This window comes from Mycolicibacter sinensis, from assembly GCF_001673565.1.
GTDB classification, from domain to species: domain Bacteria; phylum Actinomycetota; class Actinomycetes; order Mycobacteriales; family Mycobacteriaceae; genus Mycobacterium; species Mycobacterium sinense_C.
The window spans coordinates 97,183-109,996 of sequence record NZ_LZMF01000037.1 but is presented as its reverse complement, the minus strand read 5'-3'; the positions used below and the strand labels follow the sequence as shown (position 1 = coordinate 109,996).

13 protein-coding genes are annotated in these 12,814 nt (G+C 66.7%); 4 read left to right on the top strand and 9 right to left on the bottom strand.

Going from position 1 to position 12,814, the window contains the following annotated elements:
* Positions 1–56: 56 nt before the first annotated feature.
* The 3 genes from A5648_RS23665 to A5648_RS06570 all read right to left on the bottom strand — a co-directional run bounded on the left by A5648_RS23665 (position 57) and on the right by A5648_RS06570 (position 2,739).
* Entirely contained in the window at positions 57–530 is a 474-nt protein-coding gene (locus tag A5648_RS23665) for a nuclear transport factor 2 family protein (RefSeq protein WP_131810530.1), read from the bottom strand.
* Between the two features lie 49 nt (positions 531–579).
* Positions 580–2,274 (bottom strand): serine/threonine-protein kinase PknH/PknJ, encoded by a 1,695-nt coding sequence (locus tag A5648_RS06575; protein WP_428844312.1) that lies wholly within the window; start codon positions 2,272–2,274, stop codon positions 580–582.
* A gap of 132 nt (positions 2,275–2,406) precedes the next feature.
* Positions 2,407–2,739 carry a VOC family protein gene (locus A5648_RS06570; RefSeq protein ID WP_373693206.1) on the bottom strand — a complete coding sequence of 111 codons (333 nt, stop codon included), beginning with the start codon at positions 2,737–2,739 and terminating at the stop codon, positions 2,407–2,409.
* Positions 2,740–2,817: 78 nt separating this feature from the next.
* On the opposite strand from A5648_RS06570, the gene A5648_RS06565 reads away from it, so the two are divergent.
* Complete coding sequence (locus tag A5648_RS06565) at positions 2,818–3,735, top strand: alpha/beta fold hydrolase (RefSeq protein ID WP_065023759.1); 918 nt, start codon at positions 2,818–2,820, stop codon at positions 3,733–3,735.
* On the opposite strand, the gene A5648_RS06560 is transcribed toward A5648_RS06565, so the two are convergent.
* Positions 3,732–4,688, bottom strand: a complete 957-nt coding sequence (locus A5648_RS06560; protein WP_065023758.1) for a dipeptidase — start codon at positions 4,686–4,688, stop codon at positions 3,732–3,734. The genes A5648_RS06565 and A5648_RS06560 overlap by 4 nt on opposite strands.
* Before the next feature lie 54 nt (positions 4,689–4,742).
* On the opposite strand from A5648_RS06560, the gene A5648_RS06555 reads away from it, so the two are divergent.
* Positions 4,743–5,354 carry a GNAT family N-acetyltransferase gene (locus tag A5648_RS06555; protein ID WP_065023757.1) on the top strand — a complete coding sequence of 204 codons (612 nt, stop codon included), beginning with the start codon at positions 4,743–4,745 and terminating at the stop codon, positions 5,352–5,354.
* Positions 5,355–5,357: 3 nt separating this feature from the next.
* Here A5648_RS06555 and A5648_RS06550 read toward each other — a convergent pair whose 3' ends face one another.
* The 4 genes from A5648_RS06550 to A5648_RS06535 all read right to left on the bottom strand — a co-directional run bounded on the left by A5648_RS06550 (position 5,358) and on the right by A5648_RS06535 (position 10,345).
* Complete coding sequence (locus tag A5648_RS06550) at positions 5,358–6,476, bottom strand: nitronate monooxygenase (protein WP_065023756.1); 1,119 nt, start codon at positions 6,474–6,476, stop codon at positions 5,358–5,360.
* 42 nt (positions 6,477–6,518) lie between these two features.
* Positions 6,519–7,991 (bottom strand): alkaline phosphatase family protein, encoded by a 1,473-nt coding sequence (locus A5648_RS06545; RefSeq protein WP_065023755.1) that lies wholly within the window; start codon positions 7,989–7,991, stop codon positions 6,519–6,521.
* A 6-nt stretch (positions 7,992–7,997) separates the two neighbouring features.
* Complete coding sequence (locus A5648_RS06540) at positions 7,998–9,401, bottom strand: alkaline phosphatase family protein (protein ID WP_065023754.1); 1,404 nt, start codon at positions 9,399–9,401, stop codon at positions 7,998–8,000.
* 236 nt (positions 9,402–9,637) lie between these two features.
* Positions 9,638–10,345: a TetR family transcriptional regulator gene (locus tag A5648_RS06535; RefSeq protein WP_065023753.1), complete on the bottom strand. Its 708-nt coding sequence runs from the start codon at positions 10,343–10,345 to the stop codon at positions 9,638–9,640.
* A 70-nt stretch (positions 10,346–10,415) separates the two neighbouring features.
* Here A5648_RS06535 and A5648_RS06530 point away from each other — a divergent pair, with 70 nt between their 5' ends.
* Both A5648_RS06530 and A5648_RS06525 read left to right on the top strand, forming a co-directional pair.
* A complete protein-coding gene (locus A5648_RS06530) occupies positions 10,416–11,465 on the top strand; it encodes a ferredoxin reductase (protein ID WP_065023752.1) in 1,050 nt (349 codons plus the stop codon).
* A gap of 17 nt (positions 11,466–11,482) precedes the next feature.
* On the top strand, positions 11,483–12,583 hold the full coding sequence (locus A5648_RS06525; protein ID WP_082966338.1) for a fatty acid desaturase family protein: 1,101 nt from the start codon (positions 11,483–11,485) through the stop codon (positions 12,581–12,583).
* 6 nt (positions 12,584–12,589) lie between these two features.
* On the opposite strand, the gene A5648_RS06520 is transcribed toward A5648_RS06525, so the two are convergent.
* Entirely contained in the window at positions 12,590–12,802 is a 213-nt protein-coding gene (locus A5648_RS06520; RefSeq protein WP_065023751.1) for a TOBE domain-containing protein, read from the bottom strand.
* Positions 12,803–12,814: the final 12 nt, after the last annotated feature.

The window sequence follows — 12,814 nt, the reverse complement described above, 5'->3', positions numbered from 1 at the left end:
TGAACAACACGATCGCAGAAGGCCGCCACAGCAGCCGGGGTGGTCCGCGCGGTGTGTTATCGCACGCAGATCTTCCAGCCGTCAGCGCGCTCCAATCGGAGTGTGGGAGCAAGATTTCCCAGAGCCTCGTTGTGCGAGTCGAGTGTCACTGTGGCAACGTCACCGTCGATATCCACCGCGCGCACCGTGGCACGGGTCAGCCCGTTGTCGGTGCGGGTCTTCTTCAACAGGTCCATCACCGGACCGTCAGTGAATTGGTCACGCATCACCGGGCACATCTGCTCTTTGTAGGAGTCCCAATTCTGCGTGTTGTAGGCGTCCTGGAACGCCTGCACGGTCTGGCGGATCTGCTCTTCATCAGAGGGGGGAGGAGGCGGTTCAGGAGGCGGCGGGGCGGCCGCGACCGGCGTCGGGGACGAGGAGTGCTCGGCAACAGGAGTCCCCGCGGTTAGCGACGAGCTGCAGGACACGACCAGCACGCTGGTGACCAGCAGCCAACTGATAGCCGCATACCAGCGCATGGTCATCATGAGTGGACCTCCTGGTGGTGATAGCAGTTCATGCTAAGACCGGCTGGGTCTATTGGCGGGGCACCCGGTCGCCGGTGGCGTTGACCAGGGCGGCTACGTCGTTGCCGCCGCGCGGAAGGCACTGCCGGATGTCGATGAGTACATTGCCCCGCACGTTGATGCCGTGCTGGCAGACCGCGGTGCCGTCGCGCAGCCTGGCTGCCGACGTAACGGTGCCGGCGAACACCTCCGACGGGCCGAACTCCCACGCCTGCGGGCCGGTGCCGGCGACGGCGACCGTGATCGACTGGCCGGCACAGCTCTGCCATTGGCGCTGCTGGCGTTGTAGCGATTGCACCGCGGCCATGTGCGTCGGGTAGGACACGACGGCCTGGACCACGCCCTCGTCGGTGGCTCTGCGGTTCATCGCGCGAAGGACCTGCACGGCAACGCCGGTCTGTCCGCGACCGCCGTCGGCACGTTCCTGAGCGGGAGCCCAGGTGCCGACGCAGTCCGGCGGAGTGACGGCGGCGGTGTCGTCGAGCAAGGTGGTGAAGTCCTCTTCAAGAACTAGCTCGTGGGCGGTGCTGTTGCTTCGGAGTTGGTCTGCGGGCAACAGGATCTCTCGCAGCGCCGCCGGTTGTACATCGTCGGACGCGGGCCCCAGCGGGGAATGTGGTTCGGGTCCGGCTAGGGGAATCGTGGAGGGAGCTGGTGCCTCGGATGCGACCGCGGCGGCCGGCTCAGGGGGATGCTCGCGGCCCGCCATCGTGACGGCGGCTACCGAACCGGACACCAGCAGGACCGCCGCGGCGCCGCCGGCCAGCGTCCAGGCGCGCCGCCGCGGGCGGAGGCGCCTGTCCTGCAGGCGTTCCGGCGCGGACCGCAATGGGGCCTGCGGGGTGGCGTAGTGCAAACCGGCGGGCAACTGGTTGGCCAGCGCCGCCTGCGCCGCCTGGGCCAGGGCACTCGCCGAGGGGAAACGGGCGGCCGGATCCTTGGCCATGGCCGTGGCGATGACGACGTCGAGTGCCGCTGGCAGGTGGGACAGGAAATCGCTGACCCGCGGCGGCGGCTGATGCAGGTGGGCCATCATCACCGCGGCCATCCCGTTGGCCGACGAGAACGGTGTGCGGCCGGTCAGTAGGGAGAACAGAGTGCAGCCCAGCGAGTAGATATCGGCGCGACCGTCGAGGTGAGCGCCGGACAGAGCTTCCGGTGCCGCGTAGGCGATGGTCGCCAGTACCGATCCGGTCGCGGTCAGCCCGACGTCGTCGAGGGCTCGGGCGATGCCGAAATCACCCAGCAGGGCTCGCTCGTCTGCCTCGGGCGTGCCCGACAGCAAGAAGTTGGCGGGCTTGACGTCGCGATGGATGACGCCGCGTGCGTGGGCGTAGTCGAGGGCTTGGGCGACATCGGTGACGATGTGCACGGCGCGCTGCGCGGTCATGGTTCCGCTTCGTTGCGCCGCGTCGGCGTCGGTGCCGTCGACGAACTGCATGGCGATCCACAACTGGCCGTCCGCGGTCTGCCCGCGGTTGTAGACCGAGACGATGTGGGGGTGGTCCAGGCGCGCGGCGACTTCGGCTTCACGAATGAAACGTGCGCGGAAGTCAGGGTTGCGCGACAGCTCCGCGGAAAGAACCTTCAGTGCCTCGCGGCGGGGGAGTGTCGGATTGGCCGCGAGGTAGACCGTTCCCATGCCGCCGGTGCCGAGAACCCGCTGGATGCGGTAGCCGGCGACTATCTGACCGGCGGTGAACACCGACACCTCCGTTGGCCATGGGAGTCGCCTGTATGCCGCCGCATAGCGGAAGAGGCTACCGAGTCGGTGACGTCGGCAAGGGGAGATCCCCACGGAGCCGGACCGGCCGGTGCGCCGGGCTGTGCTGAACCCCTACCGCCCCAGCGGCTTGTAGAACACCAGCCCATTGCCCTTGTTGTCGTACACCACGGCCCGACGCTCGTGCGCATCGTCGTAGGGGCCCTTGACGATCCCGCCGCCGCTGGCTTCGATGGCCTTCGCGGCGCCGTCGACGTCGTCGGTCTTGATGCCGACCACGACCTGGCCGTGGATGGGGTGATCGACAGCGGTCGCCAGCGCCAACGTCACCGATCCGCCGTCGAGGGCGGCAAAGTGGGCACCGTCGCGAAACTTCAACGGCATGCCCAGGGTCTCGCTGTAGAACTTGATCGATTCGTCCAGGTCGTCGGTGGACAAGACGATCATCCGAATGTCGTGGTCGCTCACGGGGGCCTCCTGCGGGTTTGCTCTCGATCCAGGCTAAGCCCGGGATACCGTCTGCGGATGGGTAAACGCCTTGCCGCTGGGATCATCACGGTCGTCCTTGTCGCTTTGCTGGTCAACGCGGTGGTCACCGATCGCATCTCGCGGGCGGCCGAAGCGTTCGCCGGTGGGCGGGTGCTCGAGTTGCCCGGGCCGGACTTGAACATCCGCGAGTACGGCACGGGTGGTGAACGCGCCATTGTTCTGCTGCACGGGTATACGGCGTCCATCCAGTGGTGGGAGGCGGTGGCGCCGGCGCTGGCGCAGGGCAACCGGGTGATCGCGGTCGATCTGGTGGGCCACGGCGGCTCCGAAGCCCCGCGCGATCCGGCGGCCTACAGCGCCGAAGCGCAGGCGACTGCGGTACGTCAGGCGCTCGACGCTCTCGGCGTGCGGCACGCGGTCGTGATCGGACATTCGATGGGCGGGTGGGTAGCCACCGCGCTGGCCGAAAGCGCACCGGGACTGGTGGAGCGGGTGATGGTCTCGGATACCCCTGCGGCGCTGGGGATGAGCGCGCTGCCGGCGCTGGGCAACGCGGTGTGCTGGCCGGTGCTCGGTGCCGCGCTGGACCGGTTCCGAAGTGTCGACGCCATAGACAAGTCTTCGCTGCAAACCGGGTTCGCCGCGGACTTCCCGGTTCCCGAGCTGGCCTACCGGTCGCTGAAACGCATGACCCACAACGCGTTGTGTGATGCCAAGACCGCCGGCCGGATCAACGAGCAGCGGGCCGTGGCCGACCGGTTGGCCGGGCTGGGCAAGCCGGTGCTGGTGGTGTGGGGGGACCGTGATGTGCTCACCCCGACCGAGGCCAACGCGGACCGCTACCGCGCGGCGGGTCTGGACCCGGTCGTCATCGCCGGATCAGGGCACAGCCCGATGGTGGAGAAGCCCGCGGAATTCCTGGATGTGGCCAGGGATTTCGACAAAGTGCATTAAGCGCCCCAGGTCTGCCGGGCCACCCGGTGGAAGTTGCCGCCGAGCACCGCGCTGATGTCGGCGTCGGCCCAGCCGCGCGCCGACAGGTGCTCGCGCAACTGCAGCCAGGTCTCCGGCGGCATCCACTGGATGGGTCCCCAGCGGGTGTAGCTGGCGTCGAACAACTGCGGGTTGGCGGCCATCTCCTCGGTGAGCTCGGTGTGATCGAACGAGTAATCGGTGCTGACCCCGACGTGCTCGACGCCCACCAGCTCGACCGCGTACTCCAGGTGACGTGTCATCGCCTCAAGGGTTGGAGTATTGGGGCCCAGGAAGATTCCGACTCCGGTGATACCGACGACACCGCCGGTGGCCGCGGATGCCCGGGCCTGATCGTCGGTGATGTTGCGCGGGTGATCCCAGATGGCCCGCATGCAGGAGTGGCTGTAGACCACCGGGCCGGTCGAGACGTCGCACAGGTCCAGGCCGGTCCGGACGCTGCAGTGCGAGCCGTCGGGAACCATGCCGACGCGGTTCATCTCGGCGACGATCGCGCGGCCCCACCCGGTGAGCCCGCCGTCGTTGGCGTCCAGGCAGCCATGCCCGGCCCGGTTGGCGTGATTGTAGGTGGGCAGCAAGGTGCGTACTCCGTGCTCGACCAGCACGGCCAGATGGTCCAGATCGTCATCGAGGGGGTTGGAGTCCTCAAGGTCGAACACCACCGCGATGCCGCCGGCACCGGTGATCGCATCGACATCAGCCAGGCCGGCGGCCACCGTCAGGCCCGGGCGGGCCGCGATTGCGCGGTGAAAATGCCGCAGCAGCGCCATGGTGTCGGCGAACCGCTGCGGTGAATAGCCCGCGTTCACCGACAGCACCGCGCCGCCGCCTCGCTGGTAGCGGGTCAGCGACGCCACGTCGGTGCCCTCGCGCAACGGCAGGCAGGTGTGCTGGTCCCACAGCAGGGTGCTCATAGGGCCCGATCTTGCTCTGTAGGACGCGCGGATGCGACGCATTAATCTGGCCGAATGGCTATTGAGGTGCGGCCCGCGCACAAACCCGATATCTCACCGCTCGCCGCGACGTTGGGGCGCGCGTTCTACGACGATCCGGTGTCGGTGTGGATGCTGCCCGACGACGACCGCCGCACCGCACAGCTGTCGAAGTTCTTCGCCACGTCCACCCGGTACCACCACCTGGGCGGCGGCGGGGTGGAGGTGGCGTGTGACGGCACGACCGTCGGGGCGGCGGCGCTGTGGGACCCGCCGGGCCAGTGGAAGCAGTCGAAGGCGTCGCAGCTGCGGATGGTGCCGGCGCTGATCTGGTCGTTCGGTCGGCATCTCGCCCGCGGGCGGGCGATCTCGGATCTGTTGGAGGCCAACCATCCTGAGGAGCCGCACTGGTATCTGGCGGTGATCGGCAGCGACCCCTTGGTGCGCGGTCGCGGGTTCGGCCAGGCCGTGATGCGATCCCGGCTGGATCGCTGCGATGCCGAGTACGCCCCGGCGTATCTGGAGTCCAGCAAGCTCGAAAACGTGCCGTACTACGAGCGTTTCGGCTTCCAGGTGACCGGGGAGATCACCTTGCCCGGTGGCGGGCCGACGCTGTGGAAGATGTGGCGCGCGCCCCAGAGGCCGTAGTGGTTAGTCGCGAACGGAGTCGCCGAGCCGTTCGGCGGCTGTGAGGTAATCCTCCACGAACTCGAACACGACGTCGCGTGCGGGCTTCACCTTGTTCATCAGCCCGACGCCTTGGCCGACGAAGTACGTGGCCAGCGCTTGTGCCCCGGGGTGCCCGGTGGCGGCGAGCTTGTCGACGCGGCGAAGTACCGGTTCGGCCAGCATGGACTGCAGCGGCAGCGGCAACGTGGCGTGCCCTTTCTCGTTGGGGCGCCACGCATCCGTCCAATCCGAGACCAGCTGGCGAGCCGGTTTTCCGGTGCGGCCGGTGGAGCGGATGGTGTCGCGCGAGGTGGCCGCAAGCATCTTCTGCACGGTGTGCGGGGCGGTTTCGGCTTCCTCGGTGGTGAGCCACACCGAACCGGTCCATGCTCCGGCGGCACCCAGGGCTACGCAGGCTGCCATCTGCCGACCGGTCACGATCCCGCCGGCAGCCAGTACAGGGACTGCGTCGTCGATGGCCTCGATGACTTCGGGAACCAGTACCAGCGTGGAGACTTCGCCGCAGTGGCCACCGGCCTCGGTGCCCTGGGCGACGATGAGGTCGACGCCTTGGGCGACCTGTTTGAGGGCGTGTTCCTTGGCGCCGACCAGGGCCGCGACCGGAATGTCGTGGGCTTTTCCGGACTGGATCATGTAGTCCGGTGGCACGCCGAGCGCATTGGCCATCAGACGAATGGGATGGGCGACGGCAACCTCGAGCAGCTGTTCTCCGGAGCTACCGGTCAGCATGGCCGATCCCAGCCGGGGAGCGTCGTCTGGCTCAATATCGTGCTGCGCCAACAGGTCTGCGATAAATCCCTGATAGTCGGCGGGGATCCGGTCGGAGAGTTGGCGCCCCGACAGATTCTCGCCCTTGCCCTCGAATTTGGCCGGCACGATGATGTCGATGCCGTACGGCTTTCCCTTCACCTGCTCGTCGATCCAGCTCAGTTCCTGATCCAGCTGCTCCGGGGTGTAGGCGGCACCGCCGAGCACGCCGAAGCCGCCCGCATTCGTCACCGCGGCCACCACATCGCGGCAATGGCTGAAGGCGAACAGCGGGAAGTCGATGCCGTATTGCTCGCAGATGGGGGTCTTCACGTCGCCGCTCCTTCTCCTGGACTCTGGTCCTGCGGAGAAGTATCAGCCCAGCAGTGCGTCGACGTCGAGTAGGGCCAGGCCGGCCTCTGCCAGACCGGAGTCTCCCAGGTCGGGGGCGGCGAAGGTGTGGCCGGCCAACAAGGCCTCCAGCGAGTCGGTGAACTCGGCACTTCCCGGCGGGGGCAGCGGGGCGTCGTTCGGCGGGATGACCCCGGCCCCGGTCAGGTAGGCGACCGCTCTGCCCAATTGCGTTGCCACGTCGGCCACCATCCCGCCGACGGTATTGAGCATCCACTGGGCGCCTTGGGCCAGTCCGCTGATCAGGAAGATGTCCTGGTCGATGATCGTCTGCAGGTAGTTGCTGATCGGCGGCAGGAGATAGCTTTCGATGAAGAAGCCGGCGCCGCCGGCCAGCGCACGCAAGCTCAGCATTATGTCGGTGCCGATATTGGGGTAGCCGAAGCTATTGATCGCATCGGTGAGGGCCTGCTTGAGATCGACCGGCATGACGAAGCTGTCCAGAATCTCAGGGTCGCTTTGCATCGGAGCACCGTCGAAGTCCGCTCGCATCGGGATGCCGAAGGCCTGCAGGATCGTGGGCGTGATGTCGACGGTCTGGTAACTCAGGTTCTGGCCGCCGGCCTGCGCCTCGTTGCCGGCCAGCGAGAACATCACGAAACTCGACGTCTCGTTGGGCGACTGGAAGCCGTGGCCGAGGCTGAAACCGGGCAGCGTCACGGTCTGTTGATGGCCGTGGTCGGTGACGGCGATGATCGTCCAGCGGTCGCCGGTGGTCGCCTCGGCCTGGGCGACCGCCTCCAGGATCTGTTTGAAGTTGGCCCCGACATTGATGACGGCTTGGGCGTACTCTTCCGACCCGCCACTGAACGAGTGTCCGGCGTGGTCGACCTGCGACTGGTAGGCGAATATGAAGGTCGAAAGGTCCGGGTTGTTCGTGGTGCTCAGGATCTTGGCGACGGTTGCTTCGGTGGCCAGCGCATCCATCTCCGCCGATGTCGAGCCACCGGAGATGGCGATGATGTTGTCAGCGGGATAGCCACCGGTGGAGGCCATCTCGGTGAACAGGCCCCGGCCGGAGATGACGGTGGTGTCGATCTCCGGTTTGTTGTACTCGATCAGGTTGAACACCGACGGCCAGGTGGTGTACGGCTCGGGGCGGTAGATGTTGCTGACCACGCCGTGCTTGTCGTCCCACACCCCGGTCAGGATCGTCGACCACGACGGAGTGGACATCGTCTGGTGGCCGATGATGCTGGTGGCGGCGGTGACGCCGCGGTCCATCAGCATCTTGAAGCCGCTGTCGTCGTTGTAGGCGTACTCCAGGATCTTGTCCAGGTTGGTGCCGTCGGTGCCGAGCAGCAGCACGTGTTCGGCGGCAAGCATCCACTCGGCGCTCAGCGTGGACAGTCCCGTCTGTGTCCCGACTGCTGCCCCCGTTCCGGCGACTAGGCCGGCAACGGTTGCGCCACAGAGAAACTGCCTGATTGTCGTCATGGCGTGTCAGCCCAGCAGTGCATCGACGTCGAGCAGCAGGGGCAGATCGGTGTCGTGGAAGTCGGGGAGGCTGAAGTCGGCGCTTCCCGGCAGCGGCAGCGGCGCGTCGGTCGGCTCGATGACGCCGGCCCCGAGCAGCTGCGAGATCGCCACGGCCATGGCGTTGGTGGAGTCCACCACCAGTCCGCCGGCGAATTGGACGACCTGCTGGGTGATTTCGGCCAGCCCGCTGAGCAGGAAGATGTCCTGGTCGATGATGGTCTGCAAGAATTTGGTGATCTCGGTGAGGCCAAGGTTGATCCCGTAGGGGATGCTGGCGATCGCTGTGCGGATAGCCAGTTCGATCTCGTTGCCGATGTTGGGATAGCCGAACATCGCGATCGCGTCGGTCAGTGCCTGCTTGAGATCCACCGGCGTGACGATGCTGTTCAGTGCGGTCGGGTCGGTCATCGAGACACCATCGAAGTCCGACCGCATCGGGATTCCGAACAGCGCCAGAATTGTCGGCGTGATGTCGGCGACGGAGTAGTTCAGGTTCTGGCTGCCGTCGGTGGCGTCGTGACCGGCTTGATCGAAGATGACGAACTGCGTCGTCTCATTGGGCGACTGGAAGCCGTGACCGAAGCCCAGCGACTGGGTGTGGCCGTGGTCGGTGGTGAGGATGATCGACCAGTCGTCCCCGGTGATCGCCTTGACCTCTTGGATCGCGGCCAGAATCTGTTGGATGTTGGCGCCGAGATTGATGACGGCCTGCATGTATTCGTCCGACCCGCCGCCGAACGAGTGTCCGGCGGTGTCGGCCTGCGACTGGTAGGAGAACAAGAAGCTCGAGATGTCGTCCTCGTTGTTCTGGGTCGCCATGATCTGGGCGATGGTGAGCGCGGTGACCAGCGCGTCGGAGTCGGCCGGGCTGTCGTCCGCCGGGACGAAAACGTTGTTGTCGGCCGAATACCCGCCCGCCGCTGCCAATTCGTTGAGGTACTGCCAGTTGCTGATGATCGTGGTGTCGATCTCCGGCTTGTGGTACTCGAGCATGTTGAACACCGTGGGCCATTTGTCGTACGGCTCGGGCCGGAACAGGTTGTTGATCACCCCGTGTTTGTCGTCCCACACTCCGGTGAGGATCGTCGACCACGACGGTCCGGAGATCGTGGTGTGGTTGACCTCGGTGGCGGCCCCGGTGATGCCCTGGTCCATCGCCGTCTTGAAGCCGCTGGCGTCGTTGTAGGCGTATTCCAGGATCTTGGAGAGGTTGACGCCGTCGACGCCGATCAGCAGCACGTGCTCGGCAGCAAGCATCCATTCGGCGGTGCGGGTGGGCAGGCCCGCCTGCGTTCCGACCGCCGCCCCCGTCCCGGCAACCAGGCCTGCGACGGCCGCGCCACACAGGACCTGCTTGAGTGTTGTCACGAGCGATTTCCCGTCGCCGAAGTTGTGCGGACTTGGCGGCGACAGTAGCAGGCACCCAGGAAAAACTCAGCTTTCTCTCGCATTCCGAGCATTTTGGCTGGATGTTACTGAGGGTTCCGTCAGCGACTGCGGTCGAGGGCAGCCCATTCGGTACTCACGTCAGGTTGCGGAGGCGCTCCAACGCACGGGCGTCGGTCAGTTCCGCCCGGTGCTCGGGGCGCGCCCAGTAGAACGGCTCAAGGCTTGCTGCGCCAGCCGCCGGCAGCCAGAGCGATCATCCGAAGTTGCTTGACGGCAACGTGTTTGATCTCGGCGAGGGTCTCCTCATCCGGGGCCTCCTCGATGGCCTCGGCGGTGACGGTCATCGCGTTGACGAACAGGCCCGCCAGGATGTTCAGGTCTTCGGTGCTCCACCCGCTCAACGCCGGGAAGCGGGCCAGGTCGGTGGCCAGCTCAGAGGTGATCAACTTGATCTCGGTGCGAATCGCATAGCGCAGCACCGTCATCCCGCTGAAGCGTTCGCGGTTGATGAACCGCCAATATTCGTGGCGGGAGGCGACGCTGTCGATCAGGACTTCGACCGAGGACTCGATGATCCGGCTGGGGTCGACCCCGCCGCCGCGGGCGTCGCGCAGCGTCTCGCGCAGCGCCCGAAACGACTCGTCGATGAGCACCAGGCCCAGCGCGTCCATCGACTCGAAGTGCCGGTAGAAGGCGGCCGGGACGATGCTGGCCGCACGCGTCACCTCGCGCAGGCTCAGAGCGCTGAAGCTGCGTTCGTCGAGCAGGGTCAGCGCCGCGCTGATGATGGCGCGACGGGTGGCTTCCTTGCGTTCCTCGCGCGAGGGCCGCTCCGGCCGTTCGGGCCGGGGCGGGCGCTCGGCACGGGGTGGGCGCGGCGGCCTCGTTCGCCCGGACCGTGAATTCGGCGTACGACTGTTCACTGAGTGTGAAGCGTAACACAACTGGCCGAAATCCCTTGACGAACCGTGAACGGTTGTTCACTGTGTACATATGTTCACTCAAACGTTGACACGGCGGGTACTGGGCTCCAGCCTGGTCGACCTGCTCACCGGCCCCCATGGGGTCGACCGCTACACCGAACTGGTGTCGCCGACCTGGACCTGCAACGATGCCCGCGCCCGGGTGGTCGCCGTCCGGCGCGCCACCCCGCGCAGCGTGACCCTGCTGCTGGAACCCAACGACGCGTTCGGTGGCTTTCAAGCCGGCCAACACATCAACCTGTCCGTCGACATCGACGGACGCCGGCGCACCCGCTGCTACTCGCCGGCCAGCGCCGAGGGGCAGCGGCTCATCGAACTGACCATCGGCCGCCACGCGTCCGGCCTGGTCTCCGAGCACCTGTACCGCAACGCCCGGCCCGGCATGGTCGTCGGCCTGGACTCCGTCGGCGGCGACTTCGTGCTGCCGGCGATCCGGCCCCGGCGCATCCTGCTGATCTCCGGCGGCAGCGGAATCACCCCGGTGATGTCGATGCTGCGCACGCTGATCGCCGAACGCTATGCCGGCCGGGTGACCTTCATCCACTACGCCCGCACCCCCGAGGAGGCGTGCTATCGCCAGGAACTGGCCGAGATGCCGCGGGTGACGGTGCTGCACGGCTACACCCGGGCACCCGAAGCCGGCGATCTGCACGGGCATTTCGACGCCGAGCACCTGGCGGCGGCCACCCCGGAACCGGACGCGGTGTTCGTGTGCGGTCCGCCGGCGCTGGTGGCGGCCGTGCGCGAACAGCGGCCCGACGCCATCTCGGAAAGCTTCGTGCCACCGGAACTTTCGGCGGACCCTTCCGGCGGGCGCGTGACATTCCTCGGCAGCACCATCTCGGTGGCCGACGACGGGCGGCCACTGCTGGAACAGGCCGAATCAGCCGGGCTGCAACCGGCCAGCGGATGCCGAATGGGCATCTGCCACAGCTGCACCTGCCGCAAAACCGGTGGCACGGTGCGAAACCTGATCACCGGGGCGCTCTCCACCGCCGAGAGCGAAGACATCCAGATCTGCGTGTCGGTGCCCGTCGGCGACGTCGACATCGACCTGTAAAACCAAAGGAGCCAACCATGACACAGTCAGTCCTCGAGCGCTCGCAGACCGAGCAGCCGCAGGTGCTCACCCGCTCAGACCTCCCGCCCAACCTCGACGCCTTCGGCGCCGAACTCGACGCCATCCGCCAGGGTGTGCTCGACGACCTCGGCGAACGCGACGCCGACTACATCCACCAGATCATCAAGGCCCAGCGCACGCTGGAGGTCGGCGGGCGCGCGTGTCTGTTCTTCAGCATCATCCCGCCGGCCTGGCTGGCCGGCACCGTCATGCTGGGACTGTCGAAGATCCTCGACAACATGGAGATCGGCCACAACGTCATGCACGGCCAGTACGACTGGATGGGCGAACCGGCGTTGTACGGCAAGCACTTCGAGTGGGACACCGCCTGCCCGGCCGATCAGTGGCGGCACTCGCACAACTACATGCACCACACTTACACCAACATCGTCGGGATGGACCGCGACGTCGGCTACGGCATCCTGCGGATGAGCGACAAGCAGCCCTGGGAGCCCTACTTCCTGGGCAACCCGCTGTATGCCTTCCTGCTGATGGTGCTGTTCCAGTACGGGGTGGCGGTGCACGAGATGGAGACCGAACGCATCCGCGCCGGAGAGATCGGGTTCGCCGACAAACGCGAGATGCTGCGGGAGACGTGGCAGAAGGTCCGGCGTCAGACCCTCAAGGACTACGTGGCCTTCCCGCTGCTGGCCGGCCCGTTCGCGCCGCTGGTGTTCGCCGGCAACCTGACCGCCAATCTGATGCGCAACGTGTGGGCCTACACCATCATCTTCTGCGGGCACTTCCCCGACGGCACCCAGGAATTCACCGTCGAAGAGGCCGAGAACGAGTCACGCGGCATGTGGTACTACCGCCAGATCCTCGGGTCGGCGAACCTGACCGGCGGCAAGTGGTTCCACATCCTGACCGGCAACCTGTCCTTCCAGGTCGAGCACCACCTGTTCCCGGACCTGCCGGCGCACCGCTACGCCGAGATCGCCCCGCGGGTGCGCGAGATCTGCGAGCGCTACGGCGTCCCGTACAACAGCGGCCCGCTGCTCAAGCAGTTCGGCAGCGTGGTGCGCAAGATCTGCAAGCTGGCGCTGCCCTGGAACTGAGGGGGGCTACTCGACGCCGACGGTGACCTCGGTCGATTTGATGAACACCGTCGCCGGCTGACCGACCTTGAGGTCGAGGTCCAGGGCGGCGTCGCGGGTGACCGACGAGGTGATCACCTGGTCGCCGCCGTCGAGCCGGATCTTGACCACGGCCATCACCGAACCGACGTCCAAATCGGCGATGGTTCCGGTGAGTTGGTTGCGTGTTGAGAGTTGCATGGCGGTCCTCCG

What these genes read in the sequence shown, in the direction of transcription:
- A5648_RS06520 (WP_065023751.1), bottom strand. Translation starts at nt 12,802, where the DNA reads ATGCAACTCTCAACACGCAACCAACTCACCGGAACCATCGCCGATTTG.
- A5648_RS06565 (WP_065023759.1), top strand. Translation starts at nt 2,818, where the DNA reads ATGGGTAAACGCCTTGCCGCTGGGATCATCACGGTCGTCCTTGTCGCT.
- A5648_RS06555 (WP_065023757.1), top strand. Translation starts at nt 4,743, where the DNA reads ATGGCTATTGAGGTGCGGCCCGCGCACAAACCCGATATCTCACCGCTC.
- A5648_RS06570 (WP_373693206.1), bottom strand. Translation starts at nt 2,739, where the DNA reads ATGATCGTCTTGTCCACCGACGACCTGGACGAATCGATCAAGTTCTAC.
- A5648_RS06545 (WP_065023755.1), bottom strand. Translation starts at nt 7,991, where the DNA reads ATGACGACAATCAGGCAGTTTCTCTGTGGCGCAACCGTTGCCGGCCTA.
- A5648_RS06560 (WP_065023758.1), bottom strand. Translation starts at nt 4,688, where the DNA reads ATGAGCACCCTGCTGTGGGACCAGCACACCTGCCTGCCGTTGCGCGAG.
- A5648_RS06525 (WP_082966338.1), top strand. Translation starts at nt 11,483, where the DNA reads ATGACACAGTCAGTCCTCGAGCGCTCGCAGACCGAGCAGCCGCAGGTG.
- A5648_RS06530 (WP_065023752.1), top strand. Translation starts at nt 10,416, where the DNA reads ATGTTCACTCAAACGTTGACACGGCGGGTACTGGGCTCCAGCCTGGTC.
- A5648_RS23665 (WP_131810530.1), bottom strand. Translation starts at nt 530, where the DNA reads ATGATGACCATGCGCTGGTATGCGGCTATCAGTTGGCTGCTGGTCACC.